We start from the raw sequence: 25,224 nt of genomic DNA, 5'->3' as shown, positions 1-25,224 counted from the left end.
CACATAGTTACCAATCTGAGTGATTAATGTTACGTCGGGGCAGGAAGGCAGGGAATGGGTAACGGTTTTCGCATAGCTCGTCATTTTTGATTTTCCATTAAACCTACACTACCATGAACACGCTGAAACGTATTATGATTGGGCTCGACCTGACAGAGATGGATGAGACCCTCATCCGTTACACGGCCTTCCTCTGCTCCATATCCCAGATTGAGAAAGTGTATTTCATCCATGCTGAAAAGAGCCTGGAACTACCCGATGAACTGGTAGCATCCTTTCCGCAAGGGCACCTGCCGACCGATGAGAAAATCAAGGAAATGGTGGAGCAGCGTGTGGCGCAGTATTTCAGCCCCGGTAGCCCGGTAGAGGTAGAGGTAGAGGTGCAGGTAGTGGAAGGGTCTCCGCTGAAGGAGTTGTTGCACTGGTCCAAGGTGAAGCAGATAGACATGGTGCTGGTAGGACGCAAGCTGCGGCTGCGGGGCAGCGGCGTGCTGGCCCAGAAGCTGTTGCGCACCGGCAGGGTGAGCGTACTATTTGTGCCGGAAACCGCAGAACCTGTGCTGAACCACATTGTGGTAAGCGTGGATTTCTCAGATTACTCCATGATGGCCCTAGACCGCATCCTGCACTCCGCGCTGGCCAGGCCTGAAGTGCAAATCACCTGTCTGCACGTATACCAGGTGCCGACCGGATACATCACCCTTGGCATCAGCTACGAAGACTTTGACAAGCGCATGCAGGGCTTTGCCCACGACAAGTTCGAGCAGGTGCTGGCCCAGTTCCCCGGGCTGGCAGAGCGCGCCAAACTGAAGCTGGTGAAGCTCGATGATGAGGACGAAATCGGTGAGTTGATTGTGCTGGAGGCCAAGCGCTCCAGAGCCGATATGCTCGTGATTGGCGCCAAAGGAAAATCTGCCGCCGCCCTGTTTGTGCTGGGAAGCGTAACCGAGAAAATCCTGCGGAACAACAGCGACATCCCGATGATTGTGTACAAAAAGGCAAAAGAAGAAATCGGTTTCCTGGATGCGCTGCTCAGCGATGAGTAAGGCAACATAAGGAAGCCATACCTGATACAGAAGCGAAGTCGGCGCCCTGCCTGCTTCGCTTTTTTACTATTAGTTGGAAGAGTTATCGTGAAGCTCGGTTTGAAAAGGCAACCAGAATAGCGCCCAAAATGGCAGCCAAAGCAGAGGCACCGTACAGGCTGATTTTAAGGATAGTCATCGGTTGGCTTTCCCCCCATACCTCCAGTGCCATAAACAGCGACATCGTAAAGCCTATACCTGCCAGCATACCTGCACCCGCCACTTGGAGCCAGCTCACGTCGGTGGGCTTGTCGGTGAGGCGTACCAGAGTGGCCAAGCCGGCGAACAGGAGTACTCCCAAGGGTTTCCCGAGCACCAGACCCAAAAATATCCCCAACGCGACAGGGCTTCCGAGCTCTTGCAGCTCAAAGCTGTTATAGGCGAAGGCGGCATTGGCCAGCGCGAAAAGGGGCAGCACAGCGTATGCGGCCCAGGGCAGGAGTTGGTGCAGCAGCTTGCGCAAAGGCGAAAGTGCCCGGTTGCAGTTGGCGCGCAAGGTATGTACGGTTGCCTGGTATTCTTCTTCCAGTTCCTCGCCTGGGCCAGGGAATTTCACCATCTTCAGCGCATGAAGCTCCCCCAGCACGGTGTCGGCCGAAGTGATAAAATCCTCCTCGTCCACACGCGCATGCACCGGGATGACCAGCGCCAACAGCACCCCCGCTACAGCGCCGTTCACGCCCGCCACCAGAAAAGCTCCCCACATAGCCAAACCCAGCAGCAGGTACAGCCACATGCTCCGGTTGCGCAGCGCCCGCAGCACCACCAGCAAACCAAAAATACCCGTGCCCACCGACAGACTCAGCAGGTTGGCAATAGAGGTATAAAGGACAATTGTAAGCAACAAGGCGAGAATGGTTTGTAAGATGGTGACAGCGGAAAGGAACAGCCGAAGGGACAAAGATAGGCGTTGCCCAAAAACAGCCAGTACGGCCAGAGCGGCCGTCACATCGGTCGCCATGGGAACTGTCCAGCCCCGTTCGCTGCTGAGGCCTTCATTCATATACAGGTATAGCCCTGCTGATACAGCCATACCTCCCAAGGCAGCGGCCACCGGGAAAGCTGCCGTGCGGAAAGCGGCCAGTTCACCGGTGCGGAACAGGCGTTTCAGCTCCAGCGTGATGACCAGGAAGAACAGCGCCATCAGGGCATGGTTGACCCAGAACAGCAGCGGTTTGGCGAGAGTGGTGCCTCCGAAGGAAACAGTCAGCGGCGTGTGCCATACCTGAAAATAAGACGCTCCCCAGGGTGAATTGAGCCAGGCCAATGCCAGCAGCGCAACCACCACCACCAAAGTGCCACCCCGCGACATGACGTTTCCAAACTCCTGAAAAGGGTAGACGATGCGCCGGTGCAAAAAAGAATCAGCTGCTGGTTCCAAAGGATATAAGACTATATAGCTATATAAATCTTACCCTAAGACGTACCAGCAGCTGAAAAGTTTTATACCCTTAGCGGGCTTGGTTTAGAAGGAATCCGGAACGCAGCCCAGTTCTTTCCAGTCCTGCACCGGCAGGGGCAGGTCAATAATATGTCCTTTGTGAATGTCCAGAACCCAGCCGTGCACCTTAGGGTAGTTGCCCTTCTGGTAAGCACGTTGCATAACAGAGGTGTTGCAGATGTTCTTAACCTGGGCCAACACATTGTATTGAGCCAGCTTGTTCAGGCGCTCCTCGTCCGATGGAAGGGCATCCAACTCCTGGCGATTCTGCAGGTATAGCTCGCGAATAGGGTTCACCCAGCTCTCCACTACGCCGGTGGCAGTGCCCCGGTAGGCAGCTTCCACGCCGCCGCAGCGGTAGTGGCCGCACACCACAATATGCTGCACGCCCAGCGCCTCCACGGCATACTCCAGCACGGCCAGCAGGTTCATGTCCGTCAGCGATACCTGATTGGCCACGTTACGGTGAATGAAAAGCTCGCCTGGTTCGGTCTTGGTGAAGCTGTTGAGCGGCATGCGGCTATCGGAGCAGCCGATAAACAGAAAAGGAGGCTTCTGGCCTGTCGCCAGCTGTTCAAAATAGGCGGGGTTTTGCTGGAGTTTCTCCTCTGCCCATTCCAGGTTATTTTTGATAAGTTCTTCGTACGAGTGGTATAGCATAGTTAGCGCGTATGTTTAATTCGTGCTGAAGGTAGGGATAGAAGATTAAACTCAGATTAAATCCTGAAAAATATCCGAAATATAGCTTAATGCCTTGTTTCCTGGCCTTCTGTAACCAGCACGTCTACAGGTGTGGCGCCTTTGCGTCTCAGGCAACCACCTCTTTGGCGATATATCTGGAGTTCATGATGCTGAGGGCACCCATGTACTTGAGGTCAAAGTGGAGTACATCGCCTACTTTGTAGTTGAGTTCATTCTCGCCCAGCTCCACCACCAGCATATCGGAACTGGCCCCGATGACGGTGAGGCCTTCCTGCTGGGGCAGCAGGTACTTCGGGTTGATGTCGAGTAGGCCCACGTCCAGAATGGCGCGGTAGGATGTTTTGCCATACAGGCTCTCGTCAATCTCAAAACTCTCGCCGCTGGGGTTCTCCGCCAATACGCCCGTTGGAATCATAGGCTTCTGGTTCAGTTCGATAATCTCGGCCGTGAACTCAAACACATTGGCGTGCATGCCTTCAAATGTCTCGTTGGTGAAAAGGTTCAGACCGAAGAATAAAGCCTCGCCAATGCGGAAGTGGTTGATGCCTTTGGGCATCTGGTGCGTGAACAGGAGCGGGATAGTGACGGAAGTGCCACCCGAAACCCAAGGAATCTCGATGTTGAACTTGGCGTCGATGATTTGCTTGTAGAGGCTCAGTTGGATGAGTTTGTCCTGTGTGGGCATCACGCCGTGCAGGCAGTTGAAGTTGGCTCCAAGACCAATGACGGAGATGCCGGGCAACTGAAACACCTGCTCATAGAAATCCACCAGGTCGTCACCCATCACGCCTTCGCGCAAGTCGCCCATCTCTATCATGATGATGATTTTGTGCAACCTGTTCTGCCGCACGGCCTCTTCCGACAAAAGGCGAATCATGTCGAGCTCTGTCTCGAAGCTCACGTCGGCGTACTGAATGATTTCAGGTATGCTCTTTTTAGGGGCCGGTTTGATGTAGACAGTCTGCACATCGGGCGCCATGTTTTTGATAGCTTTCAGGTTGGTTACCCGCGAGTCGTGCACCTCTTTCACGCCTAGTGAGAGAACTTCTTTCAGAAACGTCTCTTCGCCGCAGAGCAGCTTGGTGACGATGCCCCAGTCGATGCCCTTTTCCTGGAACACGCGGTTAAGGTGGTTGTAGTTGTGCTGGAGTCGTTCGCGGTACAGTTTCAATACTGCCATACCTTATCGGATTAGTCTGTATTCTAAATATTTGTTCGTGAAGCCCATCTTCTCGTAGAGGTGCCGGGCCGGATTATCGGGCTCCACGTGCAGGGCAATACTGCCTTCTGTGTTCTCAGTGGCCAGTTGCACCAGCTTTTTGCCTACGCCTTTGCCGCGCTGGCTGTTGTGCACAGCCACATAAACCAGTATATTCTCGGGTATGTAGCCGCTCATGCCAGTATTGTTCAGTATCAATGCCCCTACCACCAGGTCGTTTTCCCGGGCCACCAGTACAGCGCCTCCTTTGCCGGCTGCCTCTGACAGGGCATAGTCCATGCACTTGGCGATGTCTTCGCGGGCGTCGCCGTACTGGTCCAGGTGGTGGAACAGGAAGTCGAGCACCTCGTCGCGGTTGAGGCCTTGCTGATTGGTGGGGGTGTAGATGTCGTAGTGGACGGAGTTGTTTTCTGCCATAGTTTCTTGTCAGTTTTGGTTAGTGTTTGATTGTAATAACGTGATGAAGCGGATAATTGCGGCGGTCAAGTTGAATAAATTAGGGTCAAGGCTGTACGGTAGTGGGAGGGTAGCGCTAAAAGCGGTATAGGTATAGCGCTGTGGAAAAACCCTGTACAGCCTGATTTCACTTTGGATAAACATACACTTAAACTTAGTTTGTATACGATAAAGCTGCTAAGGTTGAGGAGGTGCATGTATTGGAAAAGTATAAGTCTTCTTTGTCGCTGCAAGTATGAATAATGTTGAATATACTCAAAATTGAGCTGAGAAGTAAGTATTAACCTGAAAAACAGGTACTGCAAGTCCATGCGCTTGAATATGGTTGCTGTTAATGTGCAATATAACCAGTTGCTGGTCCCTGCTTCCCGACTATAGGAACAGTGATGCTTTTGCTTCTTTTTGTTAGGATAGTAACATTTAAGTCGGGCAGTTGGAGGTGCGCTTTTCTCAGGTATGCACGAAGAGGCACAGCTGCTCTTAGATGTAGAATCCTTGTATTAATCTATAAGATGATATAAATAATCTGCAGGTATTAGCTATATTAGCTGAAGGAGATATAATGCCCTTTGAGAGAAGTATTAGAATGTATTCCTTTTAGGTAGAAGCAAAGGCGTTACATTATTTGTTCCGACAATATAGCCGGAGTACTGCGGGTTTCCCTTTAAGTACCGCATCCTTATTTGACTATGAAAAGAGTTTTCCTTTTGATGTGCCTTTTGTTCGTGACATCGCTCACAAGCATTCCGGCATGGGCAACTGCGCCAAAGACTGCTAAGCAGTTAACCGTAGCTACCTATACCTATGGCCAAAACGACCGCCTTGGCAACATTCGCCCCATAGCCCTGCAAATGGCGAAATCACTTGGCGCAACTTTAAATCTGAAAAGCTACCCGACCATTGGTGAGTTGGTAGAAGCACTGAGGTGTGGAGAGGCTGATGTGGCCATAATGAATACTTTCGGCTATTTGCTGCTGCAAACGGATGCCAAAACGTCTGTTGTGCCCTTGGCTGCCCTTGAAGTCCCTGCTGACGCAATGGATGCCTATACCGCCTGCCTGCTAGCCAGCAAGCAGTCCGGCATTACGAGTCCAGAGCAGCTACGCAACAACTCCATGGCTTATTCGATTGCTTTTGCTGGCCGCCATTCCACATCCGGCAATCTGATTCCGAGGTTGTTCCTGAGTTCATTGGGTATAGCTGAACCGGAAGAGCAGTTTGGCCAGGTGAAGTTCTTGAACAGCCACGCCGACGCAATGCAGGAAGTGCTTAATGGCGCAACTGACATAGCGGCACTCGGCACCGGCGAGTATGAAAAGCAGCTTGAAAGCGGGAAGCTAAAGGAGCATGAAGTGGTCAAACTCTGGGAATCCGAAGCCATCTTGCAAGGGCCCGTGGTGTGCAAAGCCTCTATGCCAGCCAGGCAACAGAAAAAGCTGTTGAAGGTACTGCTCCAGGCCCACGAAGAAAACCCGGAGACGATTGTGCAGCTGAAACGCGCCTGGACCGAAGCCAATGAGGCCAGACAGTTCGTCGCAGTGTCGGAAAACTACTACAGCAGCCTCATAAACTTAGCGGGCAACAAAGAGAAGTTAAGAAAGATATTGGAGCAGCATCTGTAACTGATACCAACAGAATTCCTTTGCTATCTTAGGGTTCTGGAACTCATGAACGCTTTCCATTCGACTATGCCAAACGCTTGCCTGATGAAACATCTTTTTGCTGCTTTCCTGTTCCTGCTATTGCACACGGCCACAGCGCAGACACAAGCCGAAATGAATGGTCAGGCCTACGCTGCTTATCAACAAGCCGACAAGGAACTCAATGAGGTATACCGGCGCATACTGAAGGAATACAAAGCAGATGTAACGTTCATACAAGACCTGAAAGCCTCCCAAAGGATATGGATAAGCTTCCGCGATGCAGAACTGAACATGCTATACCCCGAGAGAGAAGTCGGCTACTATGGCTCTGTACATGCGATTTGCAGGGCAGACTACCTGGAACAGTTGACTTGCGAGAGGCTGGAGAAGCTGAAGCGGTGGCTTACGGGCACTGTGGGCGAGGATGTTTGTTCTGGCTCCATTAAAGCAACGAACTGAATGAAAACAAATCGCCGCAGCCACTGAAATGCGAAAAGGCAGCGCAATAAACAGAACAAAACCACAAATATATTCTCACTCCTGGCCTCCTATTTAATCATAATCCTTATATTCGGGATATGCTATACCTTGGCGCCCAAGCAGGCTCCTATACCTGAAACAAACTGTACCCCCCCATGAAAAAACTTTTTACGCTTTTGCTTCTGGCTGCCGCCTCGCACAGCCTGAACGCCCAGACCATCGACGCCGCAGCAGCCCATCGCTATTACGAACTGACCGACAGCCTGAAGGCCGGAAAGCGCCTCAGCGACGGCACCTGGAACAGCTTCTTTAAAATGGATGGCAACCGCCAGTACATCGACAATCAGGCGTATGACGAAAAGTACCTCAATAATTACAGGAAGGCGATGGAGGTGGTCTACATGCCAGAAAACGACAGCCTGCTGCAGGCCCGGCTGAAGGACCCACACAACTATTACCTGACCTATTTGATTCACCACTACAAAGAGGATGAGGCGGCACTGCGGACATACCTGGAGGGCGTCACGGCAAACCCTGAAGGGTACTTGGAGTCCATGTATGCGTCTACCTATACCATGCTGCCCAAGCGCCTGCACACCAAAAAACCGGACTTCACGGTATACCTGATTGCCCTGAACAACGATGCCGTGGCCAACAGAGACAACTTTGTGCTCAACCTGTGGGGCGAATATCAATTCGACAAAGCAAAACCAGGCATTGTAGGAGGACATGAGTTGCACCACCTGCTCTCCAGACAAAAGAAATACGAGGTGGCCGAGAAAGACCAGAGCCTGCTCCTGATGCTCCAGCTCCTCCTGAATGAGGGAGCGCCCGATTTGATTGACAAGAAGTATCTGGTAAGTCCGAACGTGCCCGAGGAACTCCAGTATGGCACCTACCTGCTGCAGCTGGGGGAGAGGCAGATGCCCAAAGTGGATGCCGCCATCAAAGAGATGGCCGCCGGCACCCGGACCTATACCTCCCAGGAACTCAAGCAGCAGGTGATAGGCATGAGCGGGCACGTTCCCGGTTTTTACATGGCCGACGTCATCGAGCGGAATGGCCTAAGGAACAAACTGGTCGCCCATATTGACAACCCTTTCCAGTTCATCTACCTCTACAACAAAGCCGCCAGAAAAGACAAAGCCAAACCCTACGTCTTCTCCGAGGAAGCCATGGCATACCTGAAAAAGGTGGAGTCGGGAGCGAAGGTGAAAAATTAGTCTTTGAATCCGGTCAGGTATAGCCTGCCGGATTCTTCATTTTTCTTTAACCCTTTCCATAACCATGAGAAACACTTTTCTGACAACATCCTTAAGTATAGCTGCCTCCCTTCTCCTTATGGGCTGCAATTCGGTGCAGGAGCAGCAAGAGACCAATGCTTCAACAGCGGTGCAAGTGGTGGGAGCCATGAAGAATGTGATGTGGAAAGGGGAGTTGGGCGGCACCATCAACCTGGATACCATTGGAAACAAACAGCACCTGTACGGGCTTGGTCCGGTAGAGTACCTGGCCGGGGAGCTGCTCATCGTGGATGGCAAATCCTACAAATCCACGGTGCTGACAGACACGACCATGCTGGTGGAGGAGACGTTTGAGGTAAAAGCACCATTCTTCGTCTATGCCCACGTGCGGGGCTGGCGTGAAATCACACCGCCGGACTCAGTCCAAACGTTGCAGCAACTGGAGGCATACCTGAACAAAACGACCCAAACGTCCAAACGCCCTTTCGCCTTCCGGGTGGAGGGGGAGGTGGAGCAGGCGACCATCCATATCGTGAACCTGCCTGAAGGCTCCAAAGTCAGCTCGCCCACTGAGGCCCACCAAGGGCAGGTGGATTATTCCTTGAAAGATAAACAAGTGCAGGTCGTAGGCTTTTTCTCGACGGAGCACAAGGCCGTTTTCACCCACCACGACACCTTCCTGCACATGCACCTGATGACGGATGACAAAACCCAAATGGGGCACCTGGATGAGGTCGTATTCAAGCAAGGCAAGGTGAAACTATACCTGCCTGCTGAGTAGCTCCTAACATCACTCGTTCTTTCTTATCTAAAGTCTCCACATACTGGCTTCAGAATTAGCCATACCTCCGCTTAGCCACTATCGAATTATACCTGGGGCTGAGGAGCCCGCAATTCATTATGAATAAACTATGCAGTTATCTTGATAGGATAATAGCAAGTTTATACAGTATTCACGTTATCTAATCCTGAAAAATGCGTATATAAAACAAGCTGATTTTCTGCGCCTTAAGTTCTTCGTGCCATGGCAAGGATTTCCACTCTTGTATTCCTTTGTCTCTGCCTCTGCTTCGCCACATTCGAAGCGACAGGGCAGCCTGCTGCCAAAGACACCGTCTACTTCACATCCAAGCGCAAGAGCATCACCATCCCGTTCAAGCTGGTGCACAACCTCATCGTCATTCCGGTACAAATAAATGGCTCCCAGCCACTCCATTTCATACTGGATTCCGGCGTGAAGAACACGCTCATCACGCGCCTGCACTACTCAGATTCTCTCAGCCTGAACCAAGCGGGCAAGATAACGCTGCAGGGCCTGGGCACCGGCCATGAGATTGAGGCGCTTTATTCGAGGGGAAACAACCTGCAGCTGCCGGGTATACGGGGCGATAATCACCAGGTGTACGTGCTTATGGAGGATATCTTCAACCTCTCCACACGCATGGGCATGTCGGTGCATGGCATCATCGGCTATGACATTTTCCGCAACTTCATCGTCAAAATAAACTACGACACCAAACACCTGACGCTGTACCGCCCTGACCTGAACCTGAAGGTTCCGAAGCGGGGAGAGGTATACCCGCTCATGATTGAGAACACCAAGGCCTACGTGGAGGCCGGCGTGCGGCAGTATAACGGAGATTCGCTCAAAGTGAAGCTGGTGATTGACACAGGCGCGAGCCATTCCATTTCGCTATACCTGCCCACAGACGAGCGCCTGCTGCTGCCCCCCAAGGTCATGGAAGCCTACCTGGGCAGAGGGCTGAGCGGGGATATCAACGGGAAAATCGGGCGCATCAACAGCTTCAAAATAGGCAAGTACGTGCTACAAGATTTGCCCGCCTCTTACCCGGATGAGGAATCTATCCGGGCGGCACTCAACCTGGCCAACCGCAACGGCAACATCGGCTCCGATATCCTCAAGCGCTTCACGGTCATTTTCGACTACCCGCACCAGCGCATGATGCTCGTGCCCAACAAAAAGTACAAGCAGCCTTTCTACTACAACATGACCGGGTTTGAAATCAGCACGCCACTGCCTGGGGCCAATTTCTATGTGGTGTCGCACGTCATAGAAGACTCGCCAGCCAAGCAGATAGGGCTGTTGCCGGGAGACCAGCTCCTCAACATAAACGGGCGCGACTGCAAAGAGATGAACATGGAGGAGTTGCTCGAGCTCTTCGACAGCAAGCCCGGTCGCCGGATTCGGCTCAAGCTTAAGCGCGATACCAAATACCTGAACGTGGAAATGGTACTCCAGAGCCGTATTTAGGAGGGGGCTTTTAGGCGTGTGTCAGGTCGAGGTATACCTGGAACAGGAGCAGCAGCACCGCCATCACAATCAATCCCAGCCCCACGTACAGCCGCACCTTCGGAACGGGCGCCACCACCAGGTTGCCTTGTTCATCCATTCTTTTCAAACGCAGGTTGGACACGATGAGTCCGTTGCCAAAGCTCAGCCAGATGGCAGCCATCAGCGGGTCACGCGTCAGAAACAAGGAGGCGGTTCCGATGGCGGAGAAAAGGATGCCAATGATGACGCTAAGGGAGAGGTTCTTCATGCAGGTATGCTATAGGGGCGGCTAGCTGTTGCAGCTGCCCATGCTCGCGACGCAAGTTACACAAACAGGCAGTAACCGCCATACCTATAAAGCCAGAGTCTGAACAGAAAAGTGTACTATGCGGATTTGGCACAGCTCAGATGAAGTCAATGTTGTAACATTTCAGGGGAAGTGTGTAAACTTTATCATAAATTAAAACCAATTGTTGTATAAATCGATATTAATTCCAAACCTTTGCTTTCTGAATGGGCGAAGGCCCTTTAAATTTCAAGAACGACGAAAGTAAAATGAAAAAAAAGCCGTTTTTATCATCTGTGATGGTAAATCACTCTTCTCTGAAGGGTGCGTCTTTTTCTATCTTTCCAGCAAGGGTAGTTTTGAGGGCCATTAACGCCATAGTCCGCTACAGGCCCTAGGCCGACATGCTTCCTGACCGCCTACGCAGTGGTCATCCTTCCCCTTTTTTATTGAATTAGCACAAGAGTGAGGACGAACGGAGACGTATCGCCTGCCTCTGACGTATTCCTGTATTTTTTCATTTGTAAAAATTGGCTGTGCGCAGGTATAGCCCGGGTATATTTTTTCCAGAATGAACAACCAAACTCCTTTTGTCATTACCGTTGCCACGGCGCAACACACTTTTTACGCCGCCCAGATATGCGATGAGATGGAGGCATCGGCCAAGGCCAGAGGCACAGGTATAGCCAAACGCTCCCCGGAATACATCGCCCAGAAGATGCTGGAGGGCAAGGCCGTCATCGCGCACGATGTGAACGGTGTTTGGGCTGGCTTCTGCTACATCGAGACCTGGAGCCACGGCAAATACGTGGCCAACTCAGGCCTGATTGTGTCGCCGGAACTGCGCAAGAGCGGCCTTGCCAAACTCATCAAGATGAAGATTTTCGAGCTGTCGCGCACCAAGTACCCCGATGCCAAAATCTTCGGACTGACCACCGGTCTGGCTGTTATGAAAATCAACTCGGACCTGGGTTACCGGCCTGTGACGTATTCGGAGCTGACGGATGATGACGCGTTCTGGGACGGCTGCAAGAGCTGTGTGAACTACGAAATCCTGCTGATGAAGAACCGCAGCAACTGCCTGTGCACCGCCATGCTCTACGACCCGGCACGGGAGCAGAAGCCCATTGCGCGCGAGCAGCTGCAAATCCTCACGCCCATAGAGGAACACAAAACTGCCGTGTATGGCAGCTATACCGCTGGCTCCGGCAGCCAGAACATCAACCCGACAAGCATCTAAAGATACCATGAAGAAGAAAGTTGTTTTAGCCTTCAGCGGCGGCCTCGACACCTCCTATTGCGTGAAGTACCTGAAAGCGGAGAAAGGTCTGGAAGTACATTCTGTTCTTGTAAACACAGGCGGATTTTCAGAAAAAGAGCTGCAAGAGACAGAGAAGCGCGCCTATGACCTGGGCGTGACACAGCATACCAACCTGGACGAAACGGAGCACTATTACCAGAGCTGCATCAAGTACCTGATTTTCGGGAATGTGCTCAAGAACAACACCTATCCGCTGTCGGTGAGCGCGGAGCGCGTGACGCAGGCAATGGCCATTGCCCGCCACGCCAAGGCTTTGGGCGCTGATTACGTGGCCCACGGCAGCACGGGCGCCGGCAACGACCAGGTGCGCTTCGACATGATATTCCATGTGATGATTCCGGAAATCGGCATCCTGACGCCAATCCGCGACATGAAGCTTTCGCGCGAGGAGGAGATTGAGTACCTGAAGCAGCACGGCGTGGAGTATGACTTTGTGAAGGCGCAATACTCTATCAACAAAGGCATCTGGGGCACCTCGGTAGGCGGCAAGGAAACCCTGACCTCAAACCTGCCACTGCCAGAGTCGGCTTACCCGACGCAGGTGACGAAAGAGCAGCCTGAGCGTGTGACGCTTCACTTTGCAAAAGGCGAACTGGTAGGTCTTAACGATACCACTTTCGAAAGCCCGGTACAGGCAATTCAGGTGCTGCAGGAGTTAGCCGCTCCGTTTGGCATCGGCCGTGACATCCACGTGGGGGACACCATCATCGGCATCAAAGGCCGTGTAGGTTTTGAGGCGGCTGCTCCCATGGTCATCATCAAGGCGCACCATACCCTGGAGAAGCACGTGCTCACCAAATGGCAATTGTACTGGAAAGATCAGTTGGCGACCTGGTATGGCAACTGGCTGCATGAAGGGCAGTTCATCGACCCGACTATGCGGAACATCGAGTCTTTCCTGCAGGAGACACAGGAGAACGTGACTGGTAAGGTACATGTGCTCCTGGCACCTTACCGTTTCCAGGTGGAAGGCATTGAGTCGGAGCATGATTTGATGTCCTCTAAATTCGGCAGCTACGGAGAGATGAACAATGCCTGGTCGGGTGAGGATGTGAAAGGCTTCTCGAAGATATTCGGCAACCAGGCCATGATGTACCACAAAATCAACAATACGGAGCTCTAATGGCGGTTAATATAAAAGCAGGCATTGTAGGCGGAGCAGGGTATGCCGGAGGCGAATTGTTGCGCCTCTTGCTGCTGCACCCCAACGTGGAATTGGCCTTCGTGCAAAGCCGCAGCCAGGCGGGCAAACCGGTTTATGCCGCACACCCCGATATGCTTGGCGAAACGGAACTGGTGTTCACGGCCGAGGCGGCTATACCTGTCGATGTGCTTTTCCTCTGCGCCGGACATGGCGAAGCAGCGAAGTTCCTGTCAGAAAACCAAGTGGCTGCTGAGACGAAGATTATCGACCTGAGCCAGGATTTCCGTTGGAACGAAGGCACGGCAACCGCTAACGTGGAAGCCGATAGTCGGAGCTTTGTCTATGGCTTGCCGGAACTACAGCGTGAGCAGATACGCCAGGCGCAGCACATCGCCAATCCGGGTTGCTTTGCCACAGGTATACAATTGGCGCTATTGCCTTTGGCCCAGCAAAACCTGCTGACCTCGGAGGTGCATGTAAGCGGCATCACGGGTTCCACTGGGGCCGGCCAAAGCCTGAGCGCCACCTCTCATTTCAGCTGGCGCACCGAGAACGTGTCGACCTACAAAGTGATGGAGCACCAGCACCTGCGTGAAATCAAACGAAGCCTATTGAGCCTTCAGCCGGAGGACCAACCAGCCATCCACTTTATACCTTACCGCGGACCCTTTGCGCGTGGCATTTTCATCACGGCATACCTGCAATCGGAACTGTCGCTGGAGGAGGCGCAGGCATTGTACAAAGAATACTATGCCGAACACCCCTTTACCATCGTCTCAGACCAGAACCCGGACCTGAAGCAGGTGGTGAACACGAACCGTTGCGTCCTATACCTGCAGAAGCATGGTAACATGCTCGTCATCACCAGCCTGATTGACAACCTGCTGAAGGGCGCCGCCGGCCAGGCCGTGCAGAACATGAACCTAATGTTCGGACTGGAAGAAACTACAGGACTGAAACTGAAAGCTGCTGCTTTCTAGAGAATAACAACTAAGTATAACAAGCAACAATTCAGCAACTAAACCATGCTACAGTACCCTAAAACCTTGTTTTACATCTATTTCCTAACCTCCTATATCTAGTTCTATCGCCATGAACCTCTTCGACGTATACCCGCTCTTCGACATCGAGCCAGTCAAAGCCTCCGGCCTTACCGTTTGGGATAAGGAAGGCAAAAAATACCTGGACCTCTACGGTGGCCACGCCGTCATCTCCATCGGCCACTCCCATCCTCACTACCTCAAGCGCATAGCGCGCCAGCTATACGATATCGGTTTCTACTCTAACGCGGTGCAGATGCCGCTGCAGCAGGAACTGGCCGAAAAGCTGGGCAAGCTCAGCGGCTACGAAGACTACAGCCTGTTCCTGTGTAACTCTGGCGCCGAAGCAAATGAGAACGCCCTGAAGCTGGCCTCCTTCCATACCGGACGCAAAAAAGTCATTTCCTTCAAGAGTTCGTTCCACGGACGTACCTCCGCCGCTGTCGCTGCCACAGATGATGTTTCTATCATAGCGCCTATCAATGAGACAGAGAACATCATCTTCCTGCCGTTCAACGATGTGGCGGCTTTTGCAGCGGCACTGCAGGAGCACGGAGAGCAACTGGCAGCGGTGATTGTGGAGGGTATACAAGGCGTCGGGGGTGTGAACGTGCCGGAGCCGGCTTTCCTGAAGTCGCTGGCTGCGGGTTGCGCACGCGTAGGAGCCCTGTTGATTCTGGATGAGGTGCAGTCGGGCTACGGGCGTTCGGGCAAATTCTTCGCGCACCAGCACGCAGGCATCCAACCCGACCTGATAACGGTGGCGAAGGGTATGGGCAATGGCTTCCCGGTGGGAGGTGTGCTGATAAGTCCGAAAGTGGAGGCACGCCACGGCATGCTGGGTACCACGTTTGGGGGCAACTACCTGGCCTGCGCTGCCGCCTTGGCGGTGCTGGAGGTGATGGAGCATGAGTTGCTGCTGGAGAACGCCACCATCATGGGGCATTACCTTAAAGAGAAACTCGAAGGTATGCCGGGCGTGAAAGAAGTGCGCGGACAAGGCTTGATGATTGGCATTGAGTTGAATGAGCCTTGTGCGGCTATACGTAAAGAGCTGCTCAGTGAGCATTGTATCTTCACCGGCAGTTCGTCCAACAAAAACACGCTGCGCCTGCTGCCCGCCTTGACCATCAGCAAAGCGGAGGCGGACCAGTTCCTGAAAGCATTTTCCAACATACTTTCCAAAAAAGTACTAGCATCATGAAGCAATTCACTTCTGTGCACGATGTGCCAAACGTAGCGGCCCTGGTAGAGGAGGTCCTGCAACTGAAACAAGCGCCCTACACCCACAAGACGCTGGGTCAGGACAAGACGCTCGGCCTGATTTTCCTTAACCCGAGTCTGCGCACCCGCCTGAGTACCCAAAAGGCCGGCATGAACCTGGGCATGAACGTGATGGTGATGAACCTGGACAAGGAAGGCTGGGCGCTGGAGACACGGGACGGCGTGGTGATGGATGGCACGACGGTGGAGCACATCCGGGAGGCCGCCGCCGTGATGGGTCAGTACTGCGACATCATCGGTATCCGCTCATTCCCCAAGCTGCAGGACAAGGAGGAGGATTACAGCGAAGACCTGCTGAACAAGTTTATCGAACTGGCAGGAGTGCCGGTGGTGAGCCTGGAATCGGCGACACGCCACCCGCTGCAGAGTCTGGCCGATTTGGTAACAATTAAAGAGCAAACCGCGGCTGGGAAGCGTCCGAAAGTGGTGCTGAGTTGGGCCCCACATATTAAACCCATCCCGCACTGTGTCGCCAATTCTTTTTCGGAGTGGATGCAGCAGGCCGATGTGGAGCTGGTGATTACGAACCCGGAAGGATACGACCTGGCGGAGGAGTTCACCCGTGGCGCACAGGTGCTGCACAACCAGGACGAGGCCCTGCAAGGTGCCGATTTTGTGTACGTAAAGAACTGGTCGAGCTTTGAGAACTACGGCCAGGTGCTGACGGACGGCAAGGGCTGGATGATGACCAATGAGAAGCTGGCGCTGACCAACAATGCTAAGGTGATGCACTGCCTGCCGGTGCGCCGCGGGCTGGAACTGAGCCATGAGGTGCTGGACGGGCCAAACTCACTGGTAATTGAGCAGGCCAACAACCGCCTGTATGCTGCTCAGGCCGTTCTCAAACGCATGCTCGATGGTATAGCTTAGGTATAGATGCAGACATTACACCTTATCAAGATAGGCGGAAACGTGTTGGACAACCCCGCGCGGCTGCAGCGTTTTTTGATTGATTTCGCGCAGCTGCCGGGGCCCAAGCTGCTGGTGCATGGCGGTGGCAAAATCGCCTCCACCATCGGGCTGCAGTTGGGCATACAGCCGCAATACGTGGAGGGTCGCCGCCTGACCGATGCTGAGACTCTGAAGCTGGTTACGATGGTGTACGCCGGGCTCATCAACAAAGGCGTGGTGGCGCAGCTGCAGGCGCTGGGCTGCAACGCCATCGGTCTTACCGGTGCAGACGCCAATGCCATACCCGCCACCAAGCGTCCGGTTACCACCATCGACTATGGCTTTGCCGGTGACATAGGCGGTCCGGAGACCATCAATGCCGCTGCTTTACAGGCACTGCTGCAGGCGGGGCTGACGCCAGTTTTCGCGCCGCTCACGCACGACGGGAACGGGAGTCTGCTCAACACCAACGCCGATACCATTGCCTCGGTGCTGGCCACGGCACTTGCTCCGCACTATCAGGTTAAACTGGTCTACTGTTTTGAGAAGAAAGGCGTGCTGGCTGATTCGGAAAAGGATGACTCGGTTATACCTGAAATCGACAACGAAGAGTATGCCTCATTGAAAGCCGGAGGTATAGTGAAAGACGGTATGGTGCCCAAGCTGGACAACGCTTTCGCAGCGCTGCGGCAGGGCGTAAGTGCGGTACTAATAGGAGAGGCGGAGGCCTTGCCTACGCTGGTTTCTGAAACAGCTTTTTCAGGCACCACAATTAAGCTAAGCCATGACTAAGTCGCAGCTATACCTGGAAGTACTTGACCTGCTAAAACAGCTCATCGCTATACCTTCCTTCAGCAAAGAAGAGGACAAGACCGGCGATGCAATTGCTAGCTTTCTGGAAGCGAAAGGTGTGGAGGTGTACCGCAAACTGAACAACGTCTGGGCCTTTAACCGACACTACAACCCGGAACTTCCTACGCTGCTGCTCAACTCGCACCACGACACGGTAAAACCCAACACCGGCTACACCCGTGACCCTTTCGCTGCGGCCGTGGAGGATGGCAAACTCTTTGGGCTGGGCAGCAATGACGCGGGCGGGTGTCTGGTATCGCTGCTGGCTACATTTCTGTATTTTCATGACCTAGAGAATCTCAGGTATAACCTGGTGTATGCCGCCACGGCGGAGGAGGAGATTTCCGGTAAAAACGGACTGGAGCTGATACTGCCAGAGCTGGGCGAATTGGAAGCCGCCATCGTGGGCGAACCTACGCTGATGCAGCTGGCAGTAGCCGAGAAAGGTCTGCTCGTGCTGGATTGCATCGCCACCGGCCGCTCCGGACACGCTGCCCGCGAGGAAGGACTGAACGCCATCTATGAGGCGCTGCCGGATATCCAATGGTTCCAGATCTACCGTTTCCCGAAGGAATCCGAACACCTGGGGCCGGTCAAGATGTCGGTGACGATGGTGCAGGCCGGTACCCAGCACAACGTAGTGCCGGACAGATGCCAATTCACAGTGGACGTGCGCCTCACAGATGCCTATACCATGGAGGAAGTGTTGGCGGTCATTCGGCAGCAGGTGAAGGCGGAGGTGGTGCCGCGCTCCATGCGTCTCAAACCCTCGTCTATACCTATGGAACATCCGCTGGTGCAGGCGGGACTGGAACTGGGTCGCCATACCTACGGCTCGCCGACCACCTCCGACCAGGCGATACTTTCCATACCCTCCCTCAAGCTCGGCCCAGGCGATTCGGCCCGTTCGCACATGGCCGATGAATTTATCTATATGAATGAGATAGAGGAAGGTATAGGGTTGTACATTGACATACTGGAGCGGGTTGTAAAAGCATGATTGGCATTTCCTCCTATCAATTGTCATTTCGACGATAGGAGAAATCTGATACGCTACCTGCCGCCGGTGCGAGCGCAGCGGGAGCCGGCGGTGAAAGATGCCGGACAGTTTATCATGTAGGGGGGTTCCTCTGTTTCCTTATCGTTCTCATAAAAGCCGCATCTGCGCTGGCGCTGGATTCGCGGCCGGAAGAGTTATAGATTCCTCCTTTCGTGGGAATGACAGAAAGGTTATTAGCAACAGAGCTTAACAGCTCAACTTACATCATCATAATTACAAATTTTCAAATCCAGCATCATGAAACTCTGGCAGAAAAACACCGACGTCAAAAAGGAAATCGAACTCTTCACCGTAGGCCGCGACCCGGAATTCGACCTGCAGCTGGCCGCTTTTGATGTGCTGGGTTCTCTGGCGCATACCCGCATGCTGGAGCAGGTGGGGCTGCTTGGAAAAGAAGATTTGGATGCGCTGCAGCAGGAGATGAAGCACATTTACCAGAGAATCCTAGCCGGCGATTTTTCCATAGAACCAGGAGTGGAGGACATCCACTCGATGGTGGAGCTGGAGTTGACACGCAAGCTGGGCGAGGCTGGCAAGAAAATCCACAGCGGCCGTTCACGCAACGACCAAGTGCTGGTGGACTTGAAGCTATACCTGCGCCATGAACTGCAGCAACTGGTGCAGGAGGTGAAAGTATTGTTTGATGTACTGCAGGAGCAGAGCGAACGGCACCAAGACAAGCTGCTGCCCGGATACACCCACCTACAGGTGGCCATGCCATCCTCCTTCGGCCTCTGGTATGGCGCCTACGCCGAAAGCTTAGTGGACGATGTGCTGCTGCTGCAATCGGCCTACAAAATCACGGATAAAAACCCTTTGGGTTCCGCCGCTGGCTATGGCTCCTCCTTTCCGCTCAACCGCCAGCTGACGACTGATTTGCTAGGCTTCGGGACGATGAACTACAACGTGGTATACGCCCAGATGGGCCGCGGCAAAACGGAGAGGGTCGTGAGCACGGCCATCGCCTCGGTAGCGGCTACGCTGGCGCGCATGGCCATGGACCTGTGCCTGTACATGAGCCAGAACTTCGCTTTCGTGAGTTTGCCGGATAACCTGACCACGGGCTCCAGCATCATGCCACATAAAAAGAACCCCGATGTATTTGAAATCATGCGCGGCAAGTGCAACAAGCTGCAGGCCCTGCCCACCGAGATTTCCATGCTGCTCATCAACCTGCCCTCCGGATACCACCGCGAACTGCAGCTCTTGAAAGAATCGCTTTTCCCAGCCTTCACAGAACTGCGGGAGTGCCTGCAGATGATGGCCTTCATGCTGCCGCAGCTGCAGGTGCGCAACCACATCATGGAGGAAGAGAAGTACAGATATGCTTTCAGCGTGGATGCTGTCAATGCTGAAGTGCTGGCGGGCCTGCCGTTTCGGGATGCGTATAAAAAAGTAGGGGAGAGCATCGAGCAGGGTACTTTTGCCATACCTGAATCCGTTACGCATACGCATGAGGGCAGCATCGGCAACCTCTGCAATGTTCAGATAGCACAACTCATGCAAGAGGCTATATCAGACTTTCACTTTGAGCGGGCGGAGCAGGCCCTGCAGCAACTAGTCAAATAAAATAACTTACCACTGAAAAAGGCGCGCCCTTCGAGCTAATCGAAGGGCGCGCCTCAATTATATACTTAAGTTAATACAGGTATGCTGTGCGCTTCCTGAATACCCAGAATCAGGAACGCTAGTTCATCCGGTAATTCTGTGGCTTGATGTTGTTCAGCTTTCGTGTGGCCTGCAGCAGGGTGGCGATGAGCAGCGCGATGAACACACTCATCCCGATGACCAGGTAGGACAGAACCTTCAGCGTCTTCACTTGCCGGTCCGCCGACTCGTACAGTTCCAGTCCCACCTCGCCCTGCAACTGAATCAGACTGTGCAGCGGCTCTAGCAGGTTCAGGAATGCCTCATGCCCGCCCGTTCGGTATAGGCTTTCGGCTTCGAACTTGTTACCTGAATTGCTCAAATCCAGAATCCGGTCCTGCACCTCCACCAGTTTGTTGAACTGCTGCTTGTACTGCGCCAGCCCTCGGCTTTCCCGCTCAATCAGGTAGGTTGCCTCAAATTTTTGAATTAGAGAATCTATACCTACCGTATTGACCTGCACCAGTTGCTCCAGGCTGTCCTCGCGATTATTCGAAGACGACAGAATGTGTTCTTCCAACATGATGCGGTTCTGGTAAGAGCGCTCCATCACCTCCGATATTAGCAACGAAGGGACCAGCCTGTCCTGGTATACAGACCGGAACTGCTTGCTCACCTGCCCGATGCTGTAGCTCGCAAACCAGGTCGCCAGTAGGATGATGGCAAAAACAGAGCCCAACGCAAAGGCAATCTTGTCTCGTTTCGTAATTCTATAGGCCCAATTCATGTCGCGTCGGCTGTTTCTCCTTCTAATATACTGGAAATCTGCTCGGCTACAAGGGATTATGGCATAAACTGGTGCGAATTGCAGCAATCAGCTTTAGAAAAGTGCTACATTCTTCTTCTTAAAATACAGATAACTTATATAGTGGCAAGCGTATAAGAGGCACATCCTATGAGCCGAAACCAAAGCGAAAGCACGTGATTCCAATCAAGATTCATACGCAGCCAGACGATTCCACCTGCGGGCCCACCAGCCTGCATGCGGTATACCGGTATTTCAAAGACAGCATTCCCCTCGGGGAGGTTATCAAGGAAGTGCCCTCGCTGGACGAAGGCGGGACGCTGGAGGCGCTGCTCGCCTGCCATGCGCTCAAACGCGGCTACCTGGCACGCATCTATACCTACAACCTGCACATTTTTGACCCTACCTGGTTCACACTAAACAACGAGGAGATAATCGAGAAACTGGAGTTGCAACTGGAGGTAAAGAAGGGGAGCAAGTTCACCCGTGCCACCCAAGCCTACATTGAGTTCCTGCGGCTGGGCGGCGAATTGCGCTGCACCGACCTTACCAAGGGCCTGCTGCGCGAGTATTTCGACAAAGGGATTCCGCTGCTGACCGGCCTCAGCGCCACCTACCTGTACCAGAGCGCACGGGAAATGGTCAACGAAGAAGGCAACTCCGTGTATGATGATGTGAGCGGCTTCCCGATGGGACATTTCGTGGTGCTCTGTGGCTTTGCTGAGGACCAGCGACACATTGTGGTAGCTGACCCTTACCGGGAGAACCCTTATTTCAATAACAACTATTACGAGGTGAAGGCGTCTCACCTGCTCAACTCCATCATGCTGGGCATGGCAACCTACGACGCCAACCTGCTTGCCATCAAACCGGCTTTACCCGAACCACCCATCGAGGAATAACAAATGCGAAAGATTGTAGTAGTGGATTATCCCAAGGACTGGGATGTGGCGATAGAAGACGTGGAGGTGGTGGATGTGCAGTCCTACCTGACCGACACCGCATACACTGACATAAAACACGCCCGTATATTCAACCTGTGCCGCTCCTACAGGTACCAGACCGCCGGCTATTACGTGTCGCTGCTGGCCGAGGCCAGAGGCCACAAACCGATTCCGAGCGTGACCACCATGCAGGACCTCAAGAGCCCCACCATCGTGCGGGCCATCACCGTGGAGCTGAATGACCTGATTCAGAAAACGCTGGGCAGCCTGCGTTCCAAGTCCTTTACGCTTAGTATCTACTTCGGCCAGAACGTAGCCCAGAAGTACGAAAAGCTCTGCAAGCAGCTCCACGATTTGTTTCAGGCACCGCTGCTGCGGGCGCAGTTCGTATTCAAGGACGAGTGGGTGCTGCAAAGCATCTCGGCTATACCTATCAATGACGTGCCGGACCACCACTGGCGCTACCTCATGCGCTTCGCCAAGTCTTACTTCGCCCGTCACCGCTTCTCCGGCGCACGCATCGGACGGAACAAGATTTACGACCTCGCCATACTGGTGGATCCGGAGGAGAAAGAGCCGCCATCCGACAAAAAGGCCATCCAGTATTTTGTGGAGGCGGCCGAGTCGCTCGGATTTTACGTAGAGCTCATCACCAAAGACGATTACCGTCGTTTGCCCGAGTTCGATGCTCTCTTTATCCGGGAGACCACTTCTGTCAACCACCATACCTACAAATTTGCCCGCAAGGCCTACGCCGATGGGCTGGTGGTAATTGACGACCCGGTTTCGATTCTGCGTTGCACGAACAAGGTATACCTGGCCGAGCTGCTCACAAAAGCCAAAGTACCCGTACCCAAGACCATGATTATCCATAAGGATAACCGGGAGCAGGTGGAGGCCGAACTGGGTATACCTTGCGTGCTCAAAAAGCCGGACAGCTCCTTCTCGCAGGGGGTGGTGAAAGCCAAGGACAAAGAGAGCCTGCACCGGGAGCTGGATGAGATGCTGGCCGATTCTGAGCTCATCATTGGGCAGGAATTCACGCCCACGGACTTTGATTGGCGCATCGGCATCATGGACAAGCAGCCGCTCTATGCCTGCAAGTATTTTATGGCCAAGGGGCACTGGCAGATTTACAACTGGAACGGCAAGAAGAACGACACCGAAGGAGACCACGAAACGGTGCCTTTCGAGGATGTTCCTTTCCCGGTGCTGCACACAGCTATCAAAGCGGCGAACCTGATAGGCGACGGGCTGTACGGGGTGGATTTGAAGGAGATTGACGGAAAGGCCTATGTCATTGAAGTGAACGACAACCCGAGCATCGACTCCGGTTGCGAAGACCAGATACTGAAAAAAGACCTATACCTGTCCATTCTCAAATCCATAAAGAAACGCATAGATGACAACAAAAACGTTAGAACAGATGAGTAACGCCACCAACACACTGCACCTGTTTGAAGGCTATGGCGTGGAAATGGAGTACATGATTGTAGACAAAGACACGCTCCAGGTAAAGCCCATCACCGACCAGCTCATCTACGATGAGGTAGGGGCCTATGTATCCGATGTGGAATTCGGCGACATTGCCTGGTCCAACGAATTGGTGCTGCACGTGGTGGAGCTCAAAACGCAGCAGCCTGTCCGGACACTAATCGGGCTTCAACACCAGTTCCAGGAGCACGTGCAGAAGATAAACCAGATGCTCGAGAAGCACAACGCCATGCTGCTCCCCACAGGAGCGCATCCGCTGATGGACCCCTACACTGACACCAAGTTGTGGCCGCACGAGCACAACGCCGTATACGAAGCTTACAATCGCATTTTCGACTGCCGTGGCCACGGTTGGGCCAACCTGCAGAGCACACACCTGAACCTGCCCTTCGGCAACGACGAAGAGTTTGAGAAGCTGCATGCCGCCATCCGTATGGTGTTGCCGCTTATCCCAGCCATAGCGGCCTCGTCGCCCATACTGGATGGCAAAATATCCGGCCTTCTCGATACGCGATTGGAGGTATACCGGAACAACCAGCAAAAGATTCCAGCCATAGCGGGCAAGGTCATACCTGAGGCGGTGTTCAGCAAAAAAGAGTACGAAGAGCAGATTCTGCAGAAAATGTACGATGCCGTGGCCCCTTACGACCAGGAGAGGGAGCTGCAGGAGGAATTCCTGAATTCCCGCGGCGCCATTGCACGTTTTGACCGGAACGCCATCGAAATACGCTTGATAGACATACAGGAGAGTCCGTTGGTGGACCTGGCTGTGCTGCAAGCCGTGGTGGCTGTGGTTCAGGCGCTGGCGGCAGAGCGCTGGGTGAGCATGGCTGATTTGAAGCATTGGGACGAGAACAAGCTATCCGATTTACTGTTGCAGGTGATTCGGACGGGACAGGAGACGGTCATTTCCGATATGGAGTTTATCCGCAGCTTCGGCCACGACTGCTCCGAGAACTGCACCGTAGGAGAGCTCTGGAAGCACCTGGTAAAAGAGACCCTCAACCTGGACGAGCAGCCTGAAATCGCTTACGCTCTCAATGTCATCCTATCCAGAGGCTGCCTATCCAAACGCATCCTGGAGGCGCTTGGTGAAAGTCCGTCCGAGAAAGAAATCCGCCAGGTATACCTGAACCTGTCCCGCTGCCTGGAATTTGGGGGCGTATTTATTCCTGAAAAACCATGCTGAGACTACTGTTGACATGTGAACACGGAGGAAATACAGTGCCTCCAGCCTATGAAGCATTATTCAACGGACAAGAAGATATACTACAAACTCACCGCGGCTATGACATTGGTGCGCTGGACCTTTACCAGTCCCTCAGGCCAGTGGCCGACGTTGGCTTCTATTCTGAGACGACGCGTCTTCTCGTGGAGCTGAACCGTTCCATCGGCCACCCCAAGCTGTTCTCTGAGTTCAGCAGTATGCTGCCTGAGAAGGACCGACAACGCTTACTACGTCAGCATTACCTACCGTACCGTGAGGAGGTGGAGCAAATGGTGCAGGACTTTGTGTCAGCGGGAAGGCAGGTGCTGCACCTGTCCGTGCATACCTTTACGCCTGTGCTGGATGGCGAGGAGCGGCAGGCTGACATTGGGTTGCTATATGACCCCAAACGGAAACAGGAGCGCGCCTTCAGCCGCGAGTGGAAAGCCGCGCTCCTCCGGCAGGACAAAAAGCTGCTGGTCCGTTTCAACTACCCTTATCTGGGTATAGCGGATGGACTGACCTCATACATGCGCCGCAAATTCACGGCCGACCAGTACGTTGGTATAGAGCTGGAGGTGAACCAGAAGTACCAGGAACATCACCCCGAAAGGTGGCACCAACTGAAACAGTTGCTTTCAGATACCCTTAAAGTCTTACTCCTGGAGAAGCAGGAGGAGTTTTCTAGCAGCTAAAGTCGTTGCACCCTTTTATGAATAAGGATAACAAAATGCAGGTTTAAACAG

24 protein-coding genes are annotated in these 25,224 nt (G+C 53.4%); 18 read left to right on the top strand and 6 right to left on the bottom strand.

What is annotated here, in order from left to right; translation table 11 throughout:
- The first annotated feature begins 113 nt into the window (after nt 1-113).
- On the top strand, nt 114-1,046 hold the full coding sequence (locus B051_RS0109780) for a universal stress protein (RefSeq protein ID WP_018478021.1): 933 nt from the start codon (nt 114-116) through the stop codon (nt 1,044-1,046).
- 82 nt (nt 1,047-1,128) lie between these two features.
- On the opposite strand, the gene nhaA is transcribed toward B051_RS0109780, so the two are convergent.
- The 4 genes from nhaA to B051_RS0109760 form a co-directional block, all read right to left on the bottom strand.
- The gene (gene nhaA, locus B051_RS0109775) at nt 1,129-2,466 is read right to left on the bottom strand and encodes a Na+/H+ antiporter NhaA (protein WP_018478020.1); all 1,338 of its coding nucleotides are present in this window, start codon (nt 2,464-2,466) and stop codon (nt 1,129-1,131) included.
- Between the two features lie 84 nt (nt 2,467-2,550).
- On the bottom strand, nt 2,551-3,186 hold the full coding sequence (locus B051_RS0109770; RefSeq protein WP_018478019.1) for a carbonic anhydrase: 636 nt from the start codon (nt 3,184-3,186) through the stop codon (nt 2,551-2,553).
- Nucleotides 3,187-3,334: 148 nt separating this feature from the next.
- Entirely contained in the window at nt 3,335-4,408 is a 1,074-nt protein-coding gene (locus B051_RS0109765) for an alanine racemase (protein WP_018478018.1), read from the bottom strand.
- A 3-nt stretch (nt 4,409-4,411) separates the two neighbouring features.
- On the bottom strand, nt 4,412-4,864 hold the full coding sequence (locus B051_RS0109760) for a GNAT family N-acetyltransferase (protein ID WP_018478017.1): 453 nt from the start codon (nt 4,862-4,864) through the stop codon (nt 4,412-4,414).
- A 728-nt stretch (nt 4,865-5,592) separates the two neighbouring features.
- Between B051_RS0109760 and B051_RS0109755 the strand changes: the two genes are divergently transcribed.
- From B051_RS0109755 to B051_RS0109735, 5 genes are all read left to right on the top strand, one after another.
- The gene (locus tag B051_RS0109755; RefSeq protein WP_071594869.1) at nt 5,593-6,525 is read left to right on the top strand and encodes a phosphate/phosphite/phosphonate ABC transporter substrate-binding protein; all 933 of its coding nucleotides are present in this window, start codon (nt 5,593-5,595) and stop codon (nt 6,523-6,525) included.
- 84 nt (nt 6,526-6,609) lie between these two features.
- Nucleotides 6,610-7,005, top strand: coding sequence for a lysozyme inhibitor LprI family protein (locus B051_RS0109750; protein WP_018478015.1), 396 nt, complete (start codon nt 6,610-6,612; stop codon nt 7,003-7,005).
- A 176-nt stretch (nt 7,006-7,181) separates the two neighbouring features.
- On the top strand, nt 7,182-8,249 hold the full coding sequence (locus B051_RS0109745) for a DUF5700 domain-containing putative Zn-dependent protease (protein ID WP_018478014.1): 1,068 nt from the start codon (nt 7,182-7,184) through the stop codon (nt 8,247-8,249).
- A 64-nt stretch (nt 8,250-8,313) separates the two neighbouring features.
- Nucleotides 8,314-9,051 (top strand): acetolactate decarboxylase, encoded by a 738-nt coding sequence (locus B051_RS0109740; protein ID WP_033316770.1) that lies wholly within the window; start codon nt 8,314-8,316, stop codon nt 9,049-9,051.
- A 243-nt stretch (nt 9,052-9,294) separates the two neighbouring features.
- Complete coding sequence (locus B051_RS0109735; RefSeq protein ID WP_018478012.1) at nt 9,295-10,542, top strand: aspartyl protease family protein; 1,248 nt, start codon at nt 9,295-9,297, stop codon at nt 10,540-10,542.
- A 10-nt stretch (nt 10,543-10,552) separates the two neighbouring features.
- Here the strand turns inward: B051_RS0109735 and B051_RS0109730 are convergent, their stop codons facing one another.
- On the bottom strand, nt 10,553-10,831 hold the full coding sequence (locus B051_RS0109730) for a hypothetical protein (RefSeq protein ID WP_018478011.1): 279 nt from the start codon (nt 10,829-10,831) through the stop codon (nt 10,553-10,555).
- A 589-nt stretch (nt 10,832-11,420) separates the two neighbouring features.
- Here B051_RS0109730 and B051_RS0109725 point away from each other — a divergent pair.
- The 8 genes from B051_RS0109725 (at nt 11,421) to argH (ending at nt 20,010) form a co-directional block, all read left to right on the top strand.
- On the top strand, nt 11,421-12,089 hold the full coding sequence (locus tag B051_RS0109725) for an N-acetyltransferase (protein ID WP_018478010.1): 669 nt from the start codon (nt 11,421-11,423) through the stop codon (nt 12,087-12,089).
- 7 nt (nt 12,090-12,096) lie between these two features.
- Complete coding sequence (gene argG / locus B051_RS0109720) at nt 12,097-13,293, top strand: argininosuccinate synthase (RefSeq protein WP_018478009.1); 1,197 nt, start codon at nt 12,097-12,099, stop codon at nt 13,291-13,293.
- Nucleotides 13,293-14,294, top strand: coding sequence for an N-acetyl-gamma-glutamyl-phosphate reductase (argC, locus tag B051_RS0109715; RefSeq protein ID WP_018478008.1), 1,002 nt, complete (start codon nt 13,293-13,295; stop codon nt 14,292-14,294). The genes argG and argC overlap by 1 nt, the downstream gene beginning before the upstream one ends.
- Before the next feature lie 112 nt (nt 14,295-14,406).
- The gene (locus B051_RS0109710) at nt 14,407-15,558 is read left to right on the top strand and encodes an aspartate aminotransferase family protein (protein ID WP_018478007.1); all 1,152 of its coding nucleotides are present in this window, start codon (nt 14,407-14,409) and stop codon (nt 15,556-15,558) included.
- Entirely contained in the window at nt 15,555-16,508 is a 954-nt protein-coding gene (locus B051_RS0109705) for a Rossmann-fold NAD(P)-binding domain-containing protein (protein WP_018478006.1), read from the top strand. Before B051_RS0109710 ends, B051_RS0109705 begins: the two co-directional genes overlap by 4 nt.
- A gap of 6 nt (nt 16,509-16,514) precedes the next feature.
- A complete protein-coding gene (gene argB, locus B051_RS0109700; protein WP_018478005.1) occupies nt 16,515-17,321 on the top strand; it encodes an acetylglutamate kinase in 807 nt (268 codons plus the stop codon).
- Entirely contained in the window at nt 17,314-18,381 is a 1,068-nt protein-coding gene (locus B051_RS0109695) for a M20 family metallo-hydrolase (protein WP_018478004.1), read from the top strand. Before argB ends, B051_RS0109695 begins: the two co-directional genes overlap by 8 nt.
- Before the next feature lie 297 nt (nt 18,382-18,678).
- The gene (gene argH, locus B051_RS0109690) at nt 18,679-20,010 is read left to right on the top strand and encodes an argininosuccinate lyase (RefSeq protein WP_018478003.1); all 1,332 of its coding nucleotides are present in this window, start codon (nt 18,679-18,681) and stop codon (nt 20,008-20,010) included.
- Nucleotides 20,011-20,128: 118 nt separating this feature from the next.
- Here argH and B051_RS0109685 read toward each other — a convergent pair whose 3' ends face one another.
- Nucleotides 20,129-20,815: an MCP four helix bundle domain-containing protein gene (locus tag B051_RS0109685; RefSeq protein WP_018478002.1), complete on the bottom strand. Its 687-nt coding sequence runs from the start codon at nt 20,813-20,815 to the stop codon at nt 20,129-20,131.
- A 194-nt stretch (nt 20,816-21,009) separates the two neighbouring features.
- On the opposite strand from B051_RS0109685, the gene B051_RS0109680 reads away from it, so the two are divergent.
- Genes B051_RS0109680 through B051_RS0109665 form a run of 4 tightly spaced genes read left to right on the top strand, consistent with a single transcriptional unit; the run spans nt 21,010 to nt 25,173 of the window.
- Nucleotides 21,010-21,735 carry a hypothetical protein gene (locus B051_RS0109680; RefSeq protein ID WP_018478001.1) on the top strand — a complete coding sequence of 242 codons (726 nt, stop codon included), beginning with the start codon at nt 21,010-21,012 and terminating at the stop codon, nt 21,733-21,735.
- 3 nt (nt 21,736-21,738) lie between these two features.
- Nucleotides 21,739-23,211 carry a RimK family protein gene (locus B051_RS0109675; protein ID WP_018478000.1) on the top strand — a complete coding sequence of 491 codons (1,473 nt, stop codon included), beginning with the start codon at nt 21,739-21,741 and terminating at the stop codon, nt 23,209-23,211.
- Nucleotides 23,180-24,460 carry a carboxylate-amine ligase gene (locus B051_RS0109670; RefSeq protein ID WP_071594868.1) on the top strand — a complete coding sequence of 427 codons (1,281 nt, stop codon included), beginning with the start codon at nt 23,180-23,182 and terminating at the stop codon, nt 24,458-24,460. The genes B051_RS0109675 and B051_RS0109670 overlap by 32 nt, the downstream gene beginning before the upstream one ends.
- Entirely contained in the window at nt 24,454-25,173 is a 720-nt protein-coding gene (locus tag B051_RS0109665; protein WP_018477998.1) for an N-formylglutamate amidohydrolase, read from the top strand. The genes B051_RS0109670 and B051_RS0109665 overlap by 7 nt, the downstream gene beginning before the upstream one ends.
- Nucleotides 25,174-25,224 lie beyond the last annotated feature (51 nt).

It is taken from the genome of Pontibacter roseus DSM 17521, assembly GCF_000373265.1.
In the GTDB taxonomy this organism is placed as follows: domain Bacteria; phylum Bacteroidota; class Bacteroidia; order Cytophagales; family Hymenobacteraceae; genus Pontibacter; species Pontibacter roseus.
The sequence above is the reverse complement of the archived record's forward strand: the minus strand, read 5'-3'. Positions and strand labels throughout refer to the sequence as shown.

What these genes read in the sequence shown, in the direction of transcription:
- B051_RS0109780 (WP_018478021.1), top strand. Translation starts at nt 114, where the DNA reads ATGAACACGCTGAAACGTATTATGATTGGGCTCGACCTGACAGAGATG.
- B051_RS0109770 (WP_018478019.1), bottom strand. Translation starts at nt 3,186, where the DNA reads ATGCTATACCACTCGTACGAAGAACTTATCAAAAATAACCTGGAATGG.
- B051_RS0109765 (WP_018478018.1), bottom strand. Translation starts at nt 4,408, where the DNA reads ATGGCAGTATTGAAACTGTACCGCGAACGACTCCAGCACAACTACAAC.
- B051_RS0109760 (WP_018478017.1), bottom strand. Translation starts at nt 4,864, where the DNA reads ATGGCAGAAAACAACTCCGTCCACTACGACATCTACACCCCCACCAAT.
- B051_RS0109755 (WP_071594869.1), top strand. Translation starts at nt 5,593, where the DNA reads ATGAAAAGAGTTTTCCTTTTGATGTGCCTTTTGTTCGTGACATCGCTC.
- B051_RS0109750 (WP_018478015.1), top strand. Translation starts at nt 6,610, where the DNA reads ATGAAACATCTTTTTGCTGCTTTCCTGTTCCTGCTATTGCACACGGCC.
- B051_RS0109745 (WP_018478014.1), top strand. Translation starts at nt 7,182, where the DNA reads ATGAAAAAACTTTTTACGCTTTTGCTTCTGGCTGCCGCCTCGCACAGC.
- B051_RS0109740 (WP_033316770.1), top strand. Translation starts at nt 8,314, where the DNA reads ATGAGAAACACTTTTCTGACAACATCCTTAAGTATAGCTGCCTCCCTT.
- B051_RS0109735 (WP_018478012.1), top strand. Translation starts at nt 9,295, where the DNA reads ATGGCAAGGATTTCCACTCTTGTATTCCTTTGTCTCTGCCTCTGCTTC.
- B051_RS0109730 (WP_018478011.1), bottom strand. Translation starts at nt 10,831, where the DNA reads ATGAAGAACCTCTCCCTTAGCGTCATCATTGGCATCCTTTTCTCCGCC.
- B051_RS0109725 (WP_018478010.1), top strand. Translation starts at nt 11,421, where the DNA reads ATGAACAACCAAACTCCTTTTGTCATTACCGTTGCCACGGCGCAACAC.
- argG (WP_018478009.1), top strand. Translation starts at nt 12,097, where the DNA reads ATGAAGAAGAAAGTTGTTTTAGCCTTCAGCGGCGGCCTCGACACCTCC.
- argC (WP_018478008.1), top strand. Translation starts at nt 13,293, where the DNA reads ATGGCGGTTAATATAAAAGCAGGCATTGTAGGCGGAGCAGGGTATGCC.
- B051_RS0109710 (WP_018478007.1), top strand. Translation starts at nt 14,407, where the DNA reads ATGAACCTCTTCGACGTATACCCGCTCTTCGACATCGAGCCAGTCAAA.
- B051_RS0109705 (WP_018478006.1), top strand. Translation starts at nt 15,555, where the DNA reads ATGAAGCAATTCACTTCTGTGCACGATGTGCCAAACGTAGCGGCCCTG.
- argB (WP_018478005.1), top strand. Translation starts at nt 16,515, where the DNA reads ATGCAGACATTACACCTTATCAAGATAGGCGGAAACGTGTTGGACAAC.
- B051_RS0109695 (WP_018478004.1), top strand. Translation starts at nt 17,314, where the DNA reads ATGACTAAGTCGCAGCTATACCTGGAAGTACTTGACCTGCTAAAACAG.
- argH (WP_018478003.1), top strand. Translation starts at nt 18,679, where the DNA reads ATGAAACTCTGGCAGAAAAACACCGACGTCAAAAAGGAAATCGAACTC.
- B051_RS0109685 (WP_018478002.1), bottom strand. Translation starts at nt 20,815, where the DNA reads ATGAATTGGGCCTATAGAATTACGAAACGAGACAAGATTGCCTTTGCG.
- B051_RS0109675 (WP_018478000.1), top strand. Translation starts at nt 21,739, where the DNA reads ATGCGAAAGATTGTAGTAGTGGATTATCCCAAGGACTGGGATGTGGCG.
- B051_RS0109670 (WP_071594868.1), top strand. Translation starts at nt 23,180, where the DNA reads ATGACAACAAAAACGTTAGAACAGATGAGTAACGCCACCAACACACTG.
- B051_RS0109665 (WP_018477998.1), top strand. Translation starts at nt 24,454, where the DNA reads ATGCTGAGACTACTGTTGACATGTGAACACGGAGGAAATACAGTGCCT.